This window comes from Staphylococcus sp. GDH8C109P, assembly GCF_017893405.1.
GTDB classification, from domain to species: Bacteria; Bacillota; Bacilli; order Staphylococcales; family Staphylococcaceae; genus Staphylococcus; species Staphylococcus cohnii.
This window is the reverse complement of the sequence record NZ_JAESMX010000019.1, coordinates 77,166-94,892: the sequence shown is the minus strand read 5'-3', so window position 1 is coordinate 94,892 and position 17,727 is coordinate 77,166. Positions and strand designations below refer to the sequence as shown.

The 17,727-nt window shown below is 33.6% G+C and carries 15 protein-coding genes; 14 read left to right on the top strand and 1 reads right to left on the bottom strand.

Annotation, left to right across the window (positions count from 1 at the left end):
- Positions 1 to 66: 66 nt before the first annotated feature.
- The 11 genes from KA867_RS10070 (at position 67) to KA867_RS10020 (ending at position 13,352) form a co-directional block, all read left to right on the top strand.
- A complete protein-coding gene (locus KA867_RS10070) occupies positions 67 to 1,374 on the top strand; it encodes a uracil-xanthine permease family protein (RefSeq protein WP_210137906.1) in 1,308 nt (435 codons plus the stop codon).
- Between the two features lie 31 nt (positions 1,375 to 1,405).
- Positions 1,406 to 2,320 (top strand): aspartate carbamoyltransferase catalytic subunit, encoded by a 915-nt coding sequence (locus tag KA867_RS10065; RefSeq protein WP_210137905.1) that lies wholly within the window; start codon positions 1,406 to 1,408, stop codon positions 2,318 to 2,320.
- Positions 2,304 to 3,578 carry a dihydroorotase gene (locus tag KA867_RS10060; protein WP_210137904.1) on the top strand — a complete coding sequence of 425 codons (1,275 nt, stop codon included), beginning with the start codon at positions 2,304 to 2,306 and terminating at the stop codon, positions 3,576 to 3,578. Before KA867_RS10065 ends, KA867_RS10060 begins: the two co-directional genes overlap by 17 nt.
- On the top strand, positions 3,578 to 4,678 hold the full coding sequence (locus tag KA867_RS10055; RefSeq protein ID WP_210137903.1) for a carbamoyl phosphate synthase small subunit: 1,101 nt from the start codon (positions 3,578 to 3,580) through the stop codon (positions 4,676 to 4,678). Before KA867_RS10060 ends, KA867_RS10055 begins: the two co-directional genes overlap by 1 nt.
- Positions 4,671 to 7,844, top strand: a complete 3,174-nt coding sequence (gene carB / locus KA867_RS10050; protein WP_210137902.1) for a carbamoyl-phosphate synthase large subunit — start codon at positions 4,671 to 4,673, stop codon at positions 7,842 to 7,844. Before KA867_RS10055 ends, carB begins: the two co-directional genes overlap by 8 nt.
- Before the next feature lie 218 nt (positions 7,845 to 8,062).
- A complete protein-coding gene (pyrF, locus tag KA867_RS10045) occupies positions 8,063 to 8,767 on the top strand; it encodes an orotidine-5'-phosphate decarboxylase (protein WP_210138065.1) in 705 nt (234 codons plus the stop codon).
- Positions 8,760 to 9,371: an orotate phosphoribosyltransferase gene (gene pyrE, locus KA867_RS10040; RefSeq protein WP_107383734.1), complete on the top strand. Its 612-nt coding sequence runs from the start codon at positions 8,760 to 8,762 to the stop codon at positions 9,369 to 9,371. Before pyrF ends, pyrE begins: the two co-directional genes overlap by 8 nt.
- A gap of 22 nt (positions 9,372 to 9,393) precedes the next feature.
- Entirely contained in the window at positions 9,394 to 9,579 is a 186-nt protein-coding gene (locus tag KA867_RS10035; protein ID WP_210137901.1) for a hypothetical protein, read from the top strand.
- Positions 9,580 to 9,795: 216 nt separating this feature from the next.
- Positions 9,796 to 11,349: an MFS transporter gene (locus tag KA867_RS10030; RefSeq protein ID WP_210137900.1), complete on the top strand. Its 1,554-nt coding sequence runs from the start codon at positions 9,796 to 9,798 to the stop codon at positions 11,347 to 11,349.
- A gap of 622 nt (positions 11,350 to 11,971) precedes the next feature.
- Complete coding sequence (locus KA867_RS10025) at positions 11,972 to 12,826, top strand: YitT family protein (RefSeq protein WP_210137899.1); 855 nt, start codon at positions 11,972 to 11,974, stop codon at positions 12,824 to 12,826.
- Positions 12,827 to 12,944: 118 nt separating this feature from the next.
- Positions 12,945 to 13,352 carry a VOC family protein gene (locus KA867_RS10020; protein WP_210137898.1) on the top strand — a complete coding sequence of 136 codons (408 nt, stop codon included), beginning with the start codon at positions 12,945 to 12,947 and terminating at the stop codon, positions 13,350 to 13,352.
- 118 nt (positions 13,353 to 13,470) lie between these two features.
- On the opposite strand, the gene KA867_RS10015 is transcribed toward KA867_RS10020, so the two are convergent.
- Positions 13,471 to 15,171, bottom strand: a complete 1,701-nt coding sequence (locus tag KA867_RS10015) for an Rqc2 family fibronectin-binding protein (RefSeq protein ID WP_210137897.1) — start codon at positions 15,169 to 15,171, stop codon at positions 13,471 to 13,473.
- Positions 15,172 to 15,330: 159 nt separating this feature from the next.
- Here KA867_RS10015 and gmk point away from each other — a divergent pair, with 159 nt between their 5' ends.
- The 3 genes from gmk to coaBC all read left to right on the top strand — a co-directional run bounded on the left by gmk (position 15,331) and on the right by coaBC (position 17,726).
- Entirely contained in the window at positions 15,331 to 15,954 is a 624-nt protein-coding gene (gene gmk / locus KA867_RS10010) for a guanylate kinase (RefSeq protein WP_019467771.1), read from the top strand.
- A complete protein-coding gene (gene rpoZ, locus KA867_RS10005; RefSeq protein WP_019467770.1) occupies positions 15,954 to 16,154 on the top strand; it encodes a DNA-directed RNA polymerase subunit omega in 201 nt (66 codons plus the stop codon). The genes gmk and rpoZ overlap by 1 nt, the downstream gene beginning before the upstream one ends.
- A 369-nt stretch (positions 16,155 to 16,523) precedes the next feature.
- The gene (coaBC, locus tag KA867_RS10000; protein WP_210137896.1) at positions 16,524 to 17,726 is read left to right on the top strand and encodes a bifunctional phosphopantothenoylcysteine decarboxylase/phosphopantothenate--cysteine ligase CoaBC; all 1,203 of its coding nucleotides are present in this window, start codon (positions 16,524 to 16,526) and stop codon (positions 17,724 to 17,726) included.
- The last annotated feature ends 1 nt before the right edge of the window (position 17,727 follow it).

Here is a 17,727-nt window from a genome sequence, read left to right as displayed (position 1 = left end):
CTTTTTAAGTCTCTTTACATGAAAACAATGTAAAGAGACTTTTTTTATGAGAGGAAGCGGAAAGTCATGGAAAATGAAACAATGTTTGAACGGACAGCTAAACCAGTATTAGATGTACGAGATAAACCTAAATTAGGACAATGGGCATTTTTAAGCACTCAGCATTTATTTGCAATGTTTGGATCGACTGTTCTCGTACCTTTTTTAACTGGATTACCCATATCATCTGCCTTACTAGCATCAGGCATAGGGACATTATTGTATATACTAATTACAAAAGCAAAAATACCTGCATATTTAGGTTCAAGTTTCGCATTTATCACACCAATCATAACTGGATTGAACTCACATGGCTTAGGTGACATGTTAGTGGCATTGTTTATGAGCGGTGTAATGTATGTGCTCATTGGATTAGCTATTAGATTAAGTGGAACAGGGTGGCTTATGCACTTGCTCCCTCCTGTTGTTGTCGGACCTGTCATTATGGTGATTGGTTTGAATTTAGCACCTACTGCGGTTAACATGGCAATGTTTGAAAATTCAGGAGATATGAAAGGTTATAACTTAAGTTATTTAGTAGTAGCAATGATTACATTACTTGTAACGATTATGGTTCAAGGATATTTTAAAGGTTTCTTGTCGCTTATACCTGTATTAATAGGCATTATCACGGGTTACATTGTTTCAATTTTTATGGGACTTGTTAACTTTAAACCTGTAGCCGAAGCAAAATGGTTGCAGTTTCCAGAGGTGTATCTACCGTTTAAAGACTACACACCATCATTTCATCTAGGTTTGGTACTCGTGTTAATACCAATCGTTTTTGTTACGGTAAGTGAGCATATTGGGCATCAAATGGTGATTAACAAAATCGTGGGACGAAATTTCTTTAAAGATCCAGGATTAGATAAATCCATCATTGGTGACGGTGTGTCAACAATGTTTGCAAGTATTATAGGTGGCCCTCCTAGTACAACTTACGGAGAAAACATCGGCGTATTAGCTATCACGAAAATTTATAGTATATATGTAATTGGAGGTGCTGCAGTCATAGCTATAATATTAGGTTTTGTAGGCAAATTCACAGCATTGGTTTCATCTATACCAACCCCTGTTATGGGAGGTGTATCGATATTACTTTTCGGAATTATTGCAGCAAGTGGTCTGAGAATGCTTGTAGAAAGTGAGGTTGATTTTGCAAGTAATCGAAATCTTGTCATTGCATCAGTCATATTAGTAATAGGTATAGGCAACCTTGTCTTCAACTTAAACGGAATAGGTATTAATTTAGAAATTGAAGGTATGGCATTAGCAGCACTCTCAGGTATACTACTAAACTTAATTTTACCGCAACAGATTGAAACAAATAAATAAATGTGTATTTCATTATTAGGAGGCTGAAAAAATGGATAATTTACTATCAATGGAACATCTAACTACAAATGAGATTTATGAACTAATCGAAATTGCGAGCGGTATTAAAAACGGATCGTTTAAACCACATAATTATGAAGACAAATTTGTAGCAAATTTATTTTTTGAAAATTCTACACGTACGAAAAGTAGCTTTTTAGTGGCAGAGCAAAAATTAGGATTGAAATTGATTGATTTTGAGACGAGCACTTCTTCAGTTCAAAAAGGTGAGAGCCTATACGATACGTGTAAAACATTAGAACAAGTAGGCGCAGATGTTTTAGTAATTAGACATTCAGATACAACATACTATAATGATTTAAATTCACTGAAGTTACCGATTATCAATGCAGGTGATGGAAGTGGACAGCATCCAACACAAAGTTTATTAGACCTTATGACAATATATGAAGAGTATGACACATTTAAAGATTTAAATATTTTAATATGTGGAGACATAAAAAACTCCCGTGTAGCGAGAAGTAACTTCCAAAGTTTAACAGCACTCGGTGCAAACGTTATGTTCTCAAGTCCTGAAGCGTGGAGAGATGACACTTTAGCGGCACCTTATGTTGATATAGATAAAGTGATAGATGATATAGATATTGTCATGTTACTTAGAGTACAGCACGAAAGACATGGAGAAGAAGAAACATCAAATTTTGAAAATCAAAATTATCACGAAAACTTTGGTTTGACGAAAGATCGTTATAATCGATTGAAATCATCAGCAATCGTTATGCACCCAGCACCTGTCAATCGCGGTGTTGAAATTGATGATTGTTTAGTGGAGGCAGAAAAATCACGCATCTTTAAACAGATGGAAAATGGCATGTATACACGTATGGCTGTCATTGAGTATATATTACAAACAAAGGAGGCAGAAATAAATGAAATTGCTAACTAATGCGAAAATCTTAGAAAATGGTGAACTTAAAACTACTTCTATCTTAATAGAAGGTAAAAATATAAAAAAAATTGCGTCAGATATAGAGGTTGATGCCGATGTTGAAATCATTGATTTAAAAGGGGATTTTGTTGCTCCAGGTTTAGTTGATGTACATGTACATTTAAGAGAACCGGGTGGCGAACATAAAGAAACAATTGCAACAGGGACTCAAGCAGCTGCTAGAGGAGGATTTACGACAGTTTGTCCAATGCCAAACACACGCCCTGTACCTGACTCTGTTGAAAATTTAGAGCGTTTAAACAAATTAATCGAAGAAAATGCACAAGTTAGAGTTTTACCATACAGTGCAATCACAGTTAGACAAGCAGGAAATGAACACGTTGATTTCGAAGCTTTAGCAAAGTTAGGTACATTTGCCTTTACTGATGATGGCGTAGGTGTACAACAAGCAAATATGATGTATGAAGCCATGCAACAAGCAGCAAAAGTAAATAAAGCAGTAGTTGCGCATTGTGAAGATAATAGTTTGATATATGGCGGTGCTATGCATGAAGGGGAACGTAGTAAAGCTTTAGGTATACCGGGCATACCTAATATTTGTGAAGCGGTACAAATTGCGAGAGATGTTCTGTTAGCTGAAGCAGCAGGGGCACATTATCATGTGTGTCATGTATCTACAAAAGAAAGTGTACGAGCTATAAGAGATGCTAAAAAAGCAGGTATTCATGTAACAGCAGAAGTGACACCACATCATTTATTATTAACTGAAGATGATGTGCCTGGTGATGATGCAATCTATAAAATGAATCCTCCTTTAAGAAGTAAAGAAGATCGAGCTGCACTAATCGAAGGATTGTTAGATGGGACAATAGATTGTATTGCTACAGATCATGCACCACATGCGAAAGAAGAAAAAGCACAACCAATGACAAAAGCACCTTTTGGTATCGTTGGCAGTGAAACAGCATTTCCATTATTGTATACGCACTTTGTGAAAAATGGTGATTGGTCATTGCAACAATTGGTTGACTATTTAACAATCAAACCATCTCAAATATTTGATTTACCTTATGGAAGATTAAAAGAAGGTGGTTTGGCTGACCTTACTGCCATTAATCTAGAAGAAGAGCAAGAGATTAGGGCAGAAGATTTTGCATCTAAAGGAACCAATACACCATTTATAGGTGAAAAAGTATACGGTACTCCAGTATTAACATTGGTAGAAGGTGAAGTTAAATTTAAGGAGGAAAAGTAATGTTGCAAAAACGCTATTTAGTTTTAGAAGATGGAACATATTATGAAGGTTATCCATTAGGTTCAGATCATTTGACGAAAGGTGAAATAGTATTCAATACTGCTATGACCGGATATCAAGAAACGATATCAGATCCATCATACACTGGACAAATTATTACATTTACTTATCCATTAATAGGAAACTATGGAATTAATCGAGATGATTTTGAATCATTGATACCAACATTGAGTGGTGTTGTTGTTAAAGAAGCGAGCACTTATCCGAGCCATTTTCGCATGCAAAAAACATTCCATGAAGTGTTAAAAGACTATGATATACCAGGTATTTCTGGCGTGGATACACGTAGTATTACTCGAAAAATTAGAAACTATGGCGTTTTAAAAGCAGCTTTTACAGATAATAAGGCAGATATTCCGCAATTGTTAGAAGAGTTGAAGGTAATTGAATTACCTAGAGATGAAGTGAAAACAGTGTCTACTAAAACACCATATGTGTCAACTGGCTATGATTTAAGTGTTGTATTAGTAGATTTTGGTAAAAAACAAAATATTGTGAGAGAACTTAATTTACGTGGTTGTAATGTTACAGTTGTGCCTTATGATTCCACGGCAGAAGAAATTATTAGAATGTCACCAGACGGTGTGATGTTATCAAATGGACCTGGTGATCCGGAAGAAGTCAAAGTTGCAATTAATATGATTAATGGCATTTTAGGAAAAATTCCTTTCTTTGGCATTTGCTTAGGTCATCAATTATTTGCACTTTCACAAGGAGCTACATCGTTTAAAATGAAATTTGGACATAGAGGTGCAAATCATCCTGTGAAAGATTTAAAAACTGGAAAAATAGCATTAACAAGCCAAAATCATGGTTATGCAGTTGATAAAGATTCATTAGTTAATACACCACTAGAAATCACACATGTAGCGATTAATGATGGTACAGTTGAAGGATTAAGACACCAATCATTACCTGCATTTTCAGTACAATATCATCCTGAAGCAAATCCTGGCCCGACAGATTCAAATTATTTGTTTGATGAATTTATTAAAATGATGCATGACTTTAAAGAAAAGGAGCTTTTGACAAATGCCTAAACGTAACGATATTAAAACGATTTTAGTGATAGGATCTGGACCGATTATTATAGGTCAAGCTGCAGAGTTTGATTATGCCGGAACGCAAGCTTGCTTAGCATTACGAGAAGAAGGTTATCGTGTTATATTAGTAAATTCAAATCCAGCGACAATCATGACGGATAATGAGATTGCTGACAAAGTCTATATTGAACCTTTAACGCATGACTTTATTGCACGTATTATTCGTAAAGAACAACCTGATGCTTTACTACCAACTTTAGGTGGCCAAACAGGGCTTAATATGGCGATTCAATTACATGATAGCGGCGTATTAGAAGCGAACAATGTACAATTACTTGGTACAAAACTAGCGTCTATTCAACAAGCGGAAGATAGAGAGTTATTCAGAGACTTAATGAATGAGCTAGATGTTCCCGTGCCAGAAAGTGATATCGTAAATACTTTAGAACAGGCATTTGAATTTAAAGAAATGGTAGGATATCCATTAATTGTGAGACCTGCTTTCACTATGGGCGGTACAGGCGGTGGTATTTGCCATAATGATGAAGAATTCAGACAAGTGGTAACGAACGGCTTGCATTACAGTCCTGCAACACAATGTTTAATAGAAAAATCAATCGCAGGTTTTAAAGAGATTGAATATGAAGTGATGCGCGATAAAAATGATAATGCCATTGTTGTTTGTAACATGGAGAATATAGATCCAGTCGGTATACATACAGGGGATTCGATTGTTGTAGCACCTAGTCAAACTTTATCAGATGTTGAATATCAAATGTTACGTGATGTGTCATTAAAAGTGATTCGTGCTTTAGGCATTGAAGGTGGCTGTAATGTACAACTGGCATTAGACCCACACTCAATGAAATATTATATTATTGAAGTGAATCCACGTGTTTCACGTTCGTCAGCCTTAGCTTCGAAGGCTACGGGGTATCCGATTGCAAAATTAGCTGCAAAAATAGCGATAGGCTTATCATTAGATGAAATGCTGAATCCAATAACTAAAACGTCTTATGCTGCATTTGAACCTACGTTGGATTATGTTATAACAAAAATCCCACGTTTTCCGTTTGATAAGTTTGAAAAGGGTGAACGTGTGCTAGGTACACAAATGAAAGCAACTGGTGAGGTTATGGCGATTGGCCGCACATATGAAGAGTCTTTATTGAAAGCGATTCGTTCACTTGAATATGGTGTACATCATTTAGGATTACCAAATGGTGAAACATATGATTTAGATTATATAAAAGCGCGTATACAAGATCAAGATGATGAGCGTTTATTCTTTATAGGAGAAGCTATAAGACGCGGTACTTCTTTAGAAGAAATACACGAAATGACGCAGATTGATTATTTCTTCTTAAATAAATTCCTACACATCATTGATATAGAACATGATTTAAAAGAACACAAAGGAGATATAGACTATTTAAAATTTGCTAAGAGTTATGGTTTTAGCGATCGAGTTATTGCACATCGATTTGATATGTCAGAATCTGAAGTTTATAACTTAAGAAAACAACATAATATTTCACCAGTATATAAAATGGTAGATACTTGTGCAGCAGAATTTGAATCTGCTACACCATATTACTATGGCACATATGAACAAGAAAATGAGTCAATCGTCACTGAAAAAGAGAAAATATTAGTTTTAGGTTCAGGACCAATTAGAATCGGTCAAGGTGTAGAATTTGATTACGCAACTGTGCATGCTGTTTGGGCCATTCAGCAAGCTGGTTATGAAGCCATTATCGTCAATAATAATCCTGAAACAGTATCTACAGACTTCTCAATTTCAGACAAATTATATTTTGAACCATTAACGGAAGAAGATGTAATGAACATTATAAATATTGAACAACCAAAAGGTGTAGTAGTTCAATTTGGTGGTCAAACTGCGATTAATTTAGCAGATAAAATTGAAAAGTATGGCGTGAAAATTTTAGGTACATCACTTGAAGATCTGAACCGTGCAGAAGATCGTAAAGAATTTGAGGCGCTGTTACGTAAGATTGATGTGCCTCAACCTAACGGTAAAACAGCAACTTCAGCTGAAGAAGCGCTCAAAAACGCACGTGCAATCGGTTATCCTGTAGTAGTTAGACCTTCATATGTATTAGGTGGACGTGCTATGGAAATCGTGTATAACGATGAAGAGTTAACTAATTATATGAACCAAGCAGTAAAAGCGAGTCCGGATCATCCTGTATTAGTTGATAGATATCTCACAGGTAAAGAAATTGAAGTCGATGCTATCTCAGATGGTGAAACGGTAATTATACCTGGTATTATGGAACATATTGAACGTGCTGGTGTTCATTCAGGTGATTCGATTGCAGTATATCCTCCACAAACCCTGACACAAGAAGAGCTTAAAACACTAGAAGATTATACAATTCGCTTAGCGAAAGGGCTAAATATCATAGGTTTAATCAATATACAATTTGTCATTGCACATGATGGTGTCTATGTTTTAGAAGTGAACCCTCGTGCGAGTCGTACAGTTCCTTTCTTAAGTAAAATTACGCATATACAAATGGCACAGTTGGCCATGCGCGCAATTATAGGTGAGAAACTTACAGATTTAGGATATAGCGAAGGTGTTCAACCATATAGTGACGGTGTCTTTGTCAAAGCACCGGTATTTAGCTTTAATAAATTAAAAAATGTAGATATCACATTAGGACCTGAAATGAAGTCAACTGGAGAAGTCATGGGCAAAGATTTAACCATGGAAAAGGCTTTATATAAAGGTTTGACAGCAAGTGGTATGGAAGTTAAAGATTATGGCACGGTATTGATGACTGTAAGTGATAAAGACAAAGATGAAATTGTGAATATCGCAGCTCGTTTAAATGAAGTCGGCTATAAAATATTAGCTACTGAAGGTACTGCTAAAAAATTAGAAAATAACCATATAACTGCAGAAACTGTGGGGAAAATTGGCGGAGAAGACGATTTATTATCACGTATACAAACGAATGATGTGCAAATTGTGATTAATACGATGACAAAAGGAAAAGAAGTTGAACGTGATGGTTTCCAAATTAGACGTGCCTCTGTAGAAAATGGTGTACCTTGTCTGACTTCATTAGATACAGCGGAAGCATTAACATCGGTTATAGAAAGTATGACTTTCACGATGAAAAATATGTAAAATCTAATTTCCAATGTCAAGAAAACTAAAACAATTGTTTATGTTTAAGTGAAAATTATGATATTGGCAGTAGATGGCTAGGATGAAAAACAGTTTTATAAATTTTTCTCCTAGTTGTCATTGTCAGAGTGAAGAAATTGAAAAATATCATTGTTGTCATATGCCTTTACGCGCTTGGCAAATATAATAAAAAAGATATTATGAGAGGCGATATATATATGCAAAATAACCTACCCATGATTGCTTTAGATTTTGATTCAGCAGAAGCAGTTGAACAATTTTTAGATCAATTTGATGAATCTTTATTTGTCAAAGTCGGTATGGAACTTTTTTATCAAACTGGTCCGTCATTAATCACTAATATTAAAAAACGTGGTCATAGCATATTCTTAGATTTAAAATTACATGATATTCCTAACACTGTTGGCAAAGCAATGGAAGGTTTAAGTAAATTAGATGTTGATTTAGTAAATGTACATGCTGCTGGTGGTTCAGAAATGATGAAACGAGCCCTAGAAGGCATTAAAAAATATAATCGTGATATTAAAATTATTGCAGTGACGCAATTGACGTCAACTACAGAAATAATGTTACATGATGAACAAAATATCCAAAGTACAATGGATGAAGCAGTTTTGAATTATGCGCGTTTAGCCAAATTATCAGGTTTAGATGGCGTTGTATGTTCACCACTTGAGGCAAAATTATTAACACAAGAATTAGGTGAAGATTTCTTGAAAGTGACGCCAGGCATCCGACCGGAAAATACTTCCTCCGATGATCAGCATCGTGTTACGACACCAGAAAAAGCAAGCATTTTTGGTGCTACACATATTGTTGTAGGGCGACCGATTACGCAGAGTGAAAATCCGGTTAAGAGTTACCAAAAAATTAAAGAAAGTTGGTTGAAATCACATGACTAAATCAATTGCACAAGCATTGTTAGACATAAAAGCTGTATCATTATCTCCGAATGATCCGTTTACTTGGAGTTCAGGTATTAAATCACCAATATATTGTGATAATCGCGTTACATTAGGTTTTCCAGACGTACGTAATCATATTAGAGATGGACTACAAGCATTGATTGAATCACATTTTAAAGATATTGAAGTTATATCAGGTACTGCAACGGCCGGTATTCCGCATGCAGCTTATGTCTCAGAAGTGATGAACTTACCGATGAACTATGTTCGATCAAAAAGTAAAAGCCATGGTAAACAGAATCAAATTGAAGGTGCATCAAGTGAAGGTAAAAATGTAGTAGTTATAGAAGATTTAATATCCACAGGTGGTTCTTCAATAACTGCAGTAGAAGCATTGAAAGCTGCTGGCGCGAATGTCATTGGGGTAGTAGCAATCTTTACTTATGGTTTGAAAAAAGCAGATGAACAATTTGCACAAGCTGGGGTTCCTTTCTATACATTAAGTAATTATAATGAATTAATTGAAGTTGCAAGAGAAAATGGAGAAATTTCTGAAAATGATATTACTACATTAGTTGATTGGAGAGATAACTTGTCATAAAATGTTAATTGGAGGGGATGTTATGACAAAAGACTCGAATGTAGCCTATAATCATTTTGCTCATTTAAATAAATTCCTCAAAAAATCAGAAGACTATAGAGCACAATCAACTTCAGAAGACGAAAATAAATGGGTATTTAATGCTACAGAAGCAAATATTTATAAAAAATCCAAATCAAATCTTAAGCAAAAAGGCCATATTAAATAACTATATTTGCAAATATATTGTCGAATTTGAAATAACGCAAAAAAATTATGAAATTAAATTGATTAGAAAATGCTTAAAAGACTTTTATATATTGATAAAAGGTCTTTTAGGCATTTTTTAATATGTAAATACATTTGTGTTCATAATTAGTTCACAAAGTAGGTTTTAAATAATAAATATCATATGAAATTCCAAGACAGAAAGGAATGAATGCATTTGAAACAAAAAAAATTTGATATTGTTGCATTATTTTTACTCATTGGTGTGTTTATGGCGGCTTTAGACAACGGTATTATTAGTGCAGCGTTAACAACAATAAATCAATCCTTTGAGATTTCAGCACAAATGGGGTCATGGGGAATAACGATTTATACATTAGGTATGGCTGTAACCACACCTATAGCAGGTAAATTTGCTGATATGTATGGTCGTAAAAAAATATTTATTATTGAAGTGATTTTATTTGGTTTTGGATCATTGTTAGTTGCATTAAGTCCTAATTATACGTTCTTTATCATTGCACGTTTAATTCAATCATTTGGTGGTGGCGGTTTATTTGTAATCGCTAGTTCACATATCATTTCTACATATACCAAAGAAAAACAAGGTAGTATGCTTGGCGGGTTAGGTGCAATGAATGGTATTGCTTCCGTATTAGGGCCAAATATTGGAAGTTTATTAATTAATGTAAGTGGTACATGGCATTGGTTATTTTTGATCAATGTCCCAGTGGCAATAATGATTGTTATTTTTATGATGATTAGAATGCCAGAAACACAAGAAAAAGTTAAAACTAAAATTGATAAATATGCCATCATTGTATTTTCATTTTCAACGTTATTAATGATGTTTGCGATTAATAATATACAAACTAGTAATATTGCTAATAGTATACTCAGCTTTTCGGTGATTGGTTTATTTGTACTGGCTATTATTGGCTATGGTATTTTAATTTTAGTGGAATATAAAAATGAAGCGACTGATATAGATGCTTTCTTACCTTTTTATTTACTGAAAAAGCCAGCTTTTTCAGTGGTATTGATTATGGGCGTTTTGTCTGGGATGTTGATTGGCTCAATTATTTTCATTCCTTCATTTGTTGAAAACGTATTGCATGTTAAAGCTGCTAACAGTGGATATTGGATGACGCCTTTGGCATTAGCTTCTGGTGTAGGCGCATCAATGGGTGGAAAGATTGTAGATAAAAAAGGACCAATATTTGCATTAGTGATTGCAAGTATCATTAGTATGGTTGGCTATGGTGGCTTAGCCTTTTTAACTTATTCAACCATGCCATTTTTAGTATTTTCAATAATTGCAGGATTAGGCTTTGGTTTTACTATTGGCGCACCAATGACTGTATTAGCAACTAAGTCAGCACATTCAACTAAAAATAATAGTACAGTTATTGGAACATTATCAGTTTCCAGACAAGTCGGTATTACTATTGCACCGACAATGTTTACGACATTTATTCAATTTGGATATAGCCAAATGGCGAGTAAAATTAAAGAAAGTATAAATACAGCCCATTTTGGACTCAAAGACATACCAGTTTCTTTAATGAACACAATGGAGCATCGTTCAGGTAATCTTACTAAAATATTAGGGCAGGTAAATCAAATTTCTAACGATGCATTAAGACATGCAATCACAAATGGTATTGAAGATGCAACCCACCTTGCGTATATGCCAATATTTTTAACCGCAGTTATTGCAGCTTTTATCATTTTGTTACTTGTTACGCTTTTTAGAAAAGAATTTAAATAAAGTGAAAATTTAATAAGTAAGTCAATGTTACAGACTTTTTATAAGAGTTTAGCTTAACTTCAAAAGCAACAACGCAGAAACGTAGACAAAATTAAATTGTCTACGTTTCTGCGTTGTTGAATATTGTTATATGAAAACGACTGAAGTCCATTCACGATGTTGAAATGATTAAAAAGAAATGTGATAAAGTTGTTATATAAAATTTATTAACGAATCATAATTTTAATGATGATAAAGCCAATGAGTATAACTAAAGCTGCAATAAGTAATGGAATAACATAATAAAGCATGAAATACCTCCAATTGTATTTGTATTTATTTTAACTATAAATATTCAAAAGTAAAATGATTTTATTGTTTAAAGTCATCAAAGTTTTCAACAACACACGCTTTACAAATTAATGTTGCAAACTACACTAAGTGGTATATTGAAATAGGTTGTGTTACATTTGCAATTATACTATGTAACAACAAATAATGTTATGTTTTCATTTATTTTGGTTTTTAATTCAATTTGTGAGTGAAAATACGCATTTGTAAAATCAAAATGGCGCATGATTAAAATACGCTTTTCGAGCTTACCTTATTTAAATTTATATTATCAAATGTAAGGGGAAATGATATGAAATTTGTGAAACAACTACTAAAAAACCATACTAAAAATGTGATTGTCTGTTTAATTGGTGCATTTGTGAGTGCGATTGCAGTTAATTCATTTATATTAGAATCCAATCTAGGTGATGGGGGTACAGTTGGTATGTCATTGGCATTAAAATATGCATTTGGCTTTTCACCTGCTATATCCTCTTTAATTATAAATACATTGGTCATTATTGTAGGGTGGCGTTTTTTAAGTACCAGGACAGCAGTATATACTTTTATTGCCAATACAGCGATATCTATCTTTTTAGATTTAACTGAAAACTTTAAAACAGGTATTGATAATTTTGTAATAAATGCTTCTTTTGGAGGGGTATTAGTAGGTGTAGGTATAGGATTAGTGATCGCTTCTGGGGGCGTGATAGGTGGTACATCAGTCATTGCTAAGATGTTAAATAAATATTTTGACATTAAAACATCACAAGGTATTTTTGTTTTAGATGCTCTGGTAGTCTTATCCTTTTTATTTGTCTTACCATTAGAAAATGTCTTATTTACTGTAATTATGATATTTATCACTGAACGTGCAACTGCCTTTATTATTGAAGGATTCCATCCTAAAAAAGCAGTTACTGTGATATCAAGTAAAAATGAGATAATAAGTGATGAAATCAATAGCTTTACAGGTAGAGGCTCGACACTTTTAAAAGGGAAGGGTGGTTACGGTAAACATGAAACAAGTATGTTGTATGTTGTAGTGCCACAATCGCAAGTGACTAGAGTTAAAAAGCTTGTAAATGAGGTAGATGAAAATGCCTTTTTAGTTATACATGATGTGAGAGATGTATTAGGAAACGGATTTATGAATTTATCTTAATTATAGATTATTATAGGTGCTATGCTTCAGATTATTTGTTAATTGCTAATTTTATTCGTTCGATTTTTTTAAAGATTTGTTTTATTCTATATTTAAGATGTTTTAAGGAGGCAATTCAATGGCAATTCCAAAAATAACGACGTTTCTTATGTTTAATGGGCAAGCAGAGGAAGCAATCAATCTGTATGTAGAAGCATTTGAAGATGCAGAAATATTAGCAATGGTTAAATATGGAGAAAATGATAATGAACCTACTGGTGCAGTGCAACATGCTATCTTTCGCTTGAAAGATCAAGTTTTTATGGCGATTGATAATATGAATGGTGTCGATGTGGACATGAATCCAGCAATGTCATTATATGTTACGGTAGACAGTCCGTTAGAAATGGAAAGATTATTTAGTAAATTAAAAAGTGGTGGAGCAATTTTAATGCCTAAAACTGAAATGCCACCATTTAGAGAATTTACATGGATTGTAGATAGATTTGGTGTTAATTTTCAACTTGCGTTACCAGAAAAAAATTAATTTTAAAAAGGCTAAGATTAAACATCGTGCACATGTTGTGTGTACTGATTGCTCATAATCTTAGCCTTGTTTTTAATTTATTGAGACGCGGTTACTACAACTTTAAAGAATTTAACGTTTATGATGTCACTTTCATTTTTTGAATATGATCGTAATCAGGTGTAGCATAAAGCGTTTTTTGATGATCGTATGTTACAAACCCTGGTTTTGCGCCAGAAGGTTTATGAACATGTTTAATTTCAGTGTAATCTACTGGTATTTGACCAGAATTACCAGCTTTTGAAAAATAACCAGCTAGCATTGCCGCTTCTTTTACGGTATTTTCACTAGGCGACTCATTTAATATCACCACATGAGAACCAGGAATGTCTTTTGTATGAAACCAGAGGTGCTGTTTGCTTGACTTTTTATTTGTTAAATAATCATTTTGCTTATTATTCTTTCCTACAAGAATCGTATCTCCATCAGTTGAGATATATTCCTGTAATTGAATGGTAGGTTTCTTTTTCTTATTTTTTTGTTTGCGTTGTTTCATATAGCCTTGTTCAGCAAGTTCTTCTCTAATATCATCAATATCCTCCACGGATATATGTGCAAGTTGTTGTTCTATATTTTCAAAATATGTGATGTTTTCTTTAGTTAAATCAATTTGACGTGTTAATTCATGTGCACGTGTTTTCAATTTATTATATTTTTTATAATATATTTGGGCATTTGTTGCTGGTGATTTTGTGGTATCTAAAGGAATGGTTACTTCATTACCATCATAATAATTAGTAGTCGTCAGATACTCATCGCCTTGTTTAATTCGATAAATATTGGCAGTGATTAATTCACCAAATAATTGCTGTACTTCTTTATCTTTAGTACCTTCTTGTTCATCGATTAATTTACTTAATTTATTTTGATATTTATGCAACTGTTGCTGTACAAATTTAACTAAATCATTTGCTCGTTGTTTAACGCGTTCTCTTTCGCCTCTAGCATCATAATATCTATCTAATAAATCATGTAAAGAATCATATTCAACCATATCATCGTAAAACTGATTTAAATGCATGAAGTAGAAATCTTCTTTTCCTGTTTCATGATTCTTATGAAAAACAGGGGTAGGTAATTCCTTTGTCCCATTCATTACTGAATCAAATGCCTCTGGTAACGTTTCGGTTGTCATAAATTGTTTGCGATTGACGATTTCATTCGTAATTAAAGGACTAAAGCCTTCAAATTGATTTAATAGCTGTCTAGCAATTTTCCCACTATTGAAATCAATGAATTTTAAAGCTTCTGTACCCGTAATATCATATGGATTTGTTTTATTTTGCGTAGGAGGTACTTCATATTGAAAACCAGGCATTACTGTACGATATTGATTTGTATTAGGCGTTAAATGTTTAAAACCTTCAATAATCTTACGTTGATCATCTACTAATATTAAATTACTGTGTTTACCCATTATTTCTAAAATAATGGTACGGTATGTGGTATCACCAATTTCATCTTTACTGTGTATATCTATTTCTACACGTCTATCGTTTCCAATTTGTCTTATAGCTTTAATAAAGCCACCCTCTAAATGTTTACGAAATACTCTTGCAAACATTGGTGGTTCAAATGGATTATCGTATTTTTTATTTGTTAAATGCATTCTAGCAAAACTAGGATGGATCGAGAGTAGAAGTTGATGGTTTTTACGATTTTGACGTATTACCATGATGATTGTATCGTTTTCAGGTTGATTGATTTTATGAATTCTACCATCAACGAGAAATTGTAAAGATTCTACCATTTTTCGTGTAAATAAACCATCGTATGCCATTACTATCAGCCACCTTATTTTTAGTCATTCATCATATTGTAACATGATGAAAAGATTTGGTCATGAGCAAAGATTGTTTGAACGTATGCTATACAACCAAACGCTCATTATGGTATCATAGTTTAATAATAGAAGAATAGCTTAGAGAGGTAGTAAGGCATGGATAATGAGAAAGGTTTGTTGATTGTACTTTCTGGACCTTCTGGTGTAGGAAAAGGTACAGTTAGAAAAAAAATATTTGATGACCCAACCACATCTTATAAATATTCTATCTCGATGACGACACGTAATATGCGTGAAGGTGAAGTCGATGGTGTAGATTATTTCTTCAAAACAAAATCAGAGTTTGAAGCATTAATTAAACAAGATCAATTTATAGAATATGCAGAGTATGTGGGTAATTATTATGGTACACCGGTGCAATACGTAAAAGATACAATGGACCAAGGACATGACGTATTTTTAGAAATTGAAGTAGAAGGTGCCAAACAAGTTCGTAAAAAGTTCCCTGATGCATTATTTATTTTTCTAGCACCACCAAGTTTAGATCATTTACGTGAACGCTTAGTAGGGCGTGGTACAGAGTCTGATGAAAAAATTCAAAGTAGAGTACTCGAAGCTCGTAAAGAAGTTGAAATGATGAATTTATATGATTATGTTGTGGTTAATGATGAAGTTGAATTAGCTAAACAACGTATTCAATCTATTGTTGAAGCTGAGCATTTGAAAAGGGAAAGAATTGAAGCAAAATATAGAAAAATGATATTGGAGGCAAAAAAATAATGTTATATCCACCATTAAATGATTTAACATCAAAAATCACATCAAAGTATTTAATCGCTACGACTGCTGCTAAACGTGCACGTGAGTTGGACGAGCATCCAAATAGTACGCTATTAAACAAATATAATTCTGAAAAATCAGTGGGAAAAGCATTGGAAGAAATTGCTGGCGGCGAAGTTTATCCTGAAACTACTAAATAACACTTTCTAAGCGAATGTTGAATAATATAATTTTATAATTTTGAAAAGTACACCGGGTTAATGATGTGCACTTCAAAAGTCGGACGCATGCGATGACTTTGAGGTTTCATAGCCAAGGTGTGCTTTTTTAATTTGGACATTAATTTGTGTATAATAAGCAGTAACCATATGTATAATTAAAACAATATAGCTGAAATATTAAAAGTTAATTTAACTAATGAAAATAAAAACATGCTATGTAATCCAATACATTAACCTAATACAGAATAAAAACATTTGCCTATATTTAGTTATATTGAAGATTAAATATATAAACTACTATATTAAACCATTAATAGAAAGATATAAATTATTTGGAGGAGAACTACGATGAAAAATATATTACTTGCTGTAACTGGTGGTATCGCAGCGTATAAAGCAATAGATTTAACGAGTAAACTCACACAGGCTGATTATAATGTCAGAGTGATGTTAACAGACCATGCACAAGAGTTTGTAACGCCTTTAGCTTTTCAAGCCATCGGTAGAAATCCTGTTTATACGAGCACTTTTAAAGAACACAATCCAGAAGAAATTCAACATGTAGCTTTAGGAGATTGGGCAGATGCAATTGTAGTTGCACCGGCAACTGCAAATATAATCGCAAAACTAGCAAATGGTATTGCTGATGACATGGTTACATCAACGCTATTAGCTACAGAAACACCTAAATTTATCGCTCCAGCAATGAATGTACATATGTATGAGAATAAAAGAATGCAACATAATTTAGCAACATTAAGTTCAGATGGATATTATTTCTTAGAACCTGGTGAAGGTTTCTTAGCATGTGGCTACGTTGCAAAAGGTAGAATGGAAGAACCTTTGCAAATTGTAGAAAGGTTAAATCAATACTTTCAACACGACATATCAACACCAACAAATAGTAGATTTAACGGTATGAAAGCTTTGGTGACTGCTGGACCAACAATTGAAGAACTAGATCCAGTTCGTTATTTATCTAATCGCTCATCAGGTAAGATGGGATATGCGCTAGCAGAATCTTTAGTTCAAAGAGGTGCGACCGTGACACTTATATCTGGACCAACCAAACTAACACCTCCGAAGAATGTGGAAGTCATACAAGTAGAAAGTGCTCAGCAGATGTTTGAAGCGGTAAAAACACGTTTCGAGAACATGGATATTATCTTTAAATCTGCAGCAGTATCAGATTACGCTCCAACAGAATTATTAGAGCATAAACTAAAAAAACAACAAGGTGATTTGACGGTTACTTTTAAACGCACACCTGATATTTTAAAATATTTGGGAGAACATAAAGGTAAACAATTTTTAGTTGGTTTTGCAGCAGAAACACAAAACATTGAAGCATATGCTCAAAAGAAATTGAAAAATAAAAAAGCAGATGTCATCATTGCGAATAATGTTGGAGATCGCACAATTGGATTTAGCTCTGATGATAATGCATATACAATGTACTATAAAAACGGTGAAACAATAGCGTTAGGAAAACACAAAAAAGTCATATTAGCGGAGCTTATACTAGATAGTTTAGAAACAAGGTGGCAATAAA

What these genes read in the sequence shown, in the direction of transcription:
- KA867_RS10070 (WP_210137906.1), top strand. Translation starts at nt 67, where the DNA reads ATGGAAAATGAAACAATGTTTGAACGGACAGCTAAACCAGTATTAGAT.
- rpoZ (WP_019467770.1), top strand. Translation starts at nt 15,954, where the DNA reads ATGTTATATCCACCATTAAATGATTTAACATCAAAAATCACATCAAAG.
- KA867_RS10035 (WP_210137901.1), top strand. Translation starts at nt 9,394, where the DNA reads ATGACAAAAGACTCGAATGTAGCCTATAATCATTTTGCTCATTTAAAT.
- carB (WP_210137902.1), top strand. Translation starts at nt 4,671, where the DNA reads ATGCCTAAACGTAACGATATTAAAACGATTTTAGTGATAGGATCTGGA.
- KA867_RS10065 (WP_210137905.1), top strand. Translation starts at nt 1,406, where the DNA reads ATGGATAATTTACTATCAATGGAACATCTAACTACAAATGAGATTTAT.
- pyrF (WP_210138065.1), top strand. Translation starts at nt 8,063, where the DNA reads ATGCAAAATAACCTACCCATGATTGCTTTAGATTTTGATTCAGCAGAA.
- coaBC (WP_210137896.1), top strand. Translation starts at nt 16,524, where the DNA reads ATGAAAAATATATTACTTGCTGTAACTGGTGGTATCGCAGCGTATAAA.
- KA867_RS10020 (WP_210137898.1), top strand. Translation starts at nt 12,945, where the DNA reads ATGGCAATTCCAAAAATAACGACGTTTCTTATGTTTAATGGGCAAGCA.
- gmk (WP_019467771.1), top strand. Translation starts at nt 15,331, where the DNA reads ATGGATAATGAGAAAGGTTTGTTGATTGTACTTTCTGGACCTTCTGGT.
- KA867_RS10025 (WP_210137899.1), top strand. Translation starts at nt 11,972, where the DNA reads ATGAAATTTGTGAAACAACTACTAAAAAACCATACTAAAAATGTGATT.
- KA867_RS10055 (WP_210137903.1), top strand. Translation starts at nt 3,578, where the DNA reads ATGTTGCAAAAACGCTATTTAGTTTTAGAAGATGGAACATATTATGAA.
- KA867_RS10060 (WP_210137904.1), top strand. Translation starts at nt 2,304, where the DNA reads ATGAAATTGCTAACTAATGCGAAAATCTTAGAAAATGGTGAACTTAAA.
- KA867_RS10015 (WP_210137897.1), bottom strand. Translation starts at nt 15,171, where the DNA reads ATGGCATACGATGGTTTATTTACACGAAAAATGGTAGAATCTTTACAA.
- pyrE (WP_107383734.1), top strand. Translation starts at nt 8,760, where the DNA reads ATGACTAAATCAATTGCACAAGCATTGTTAGACATAAAAGCTGTATCA.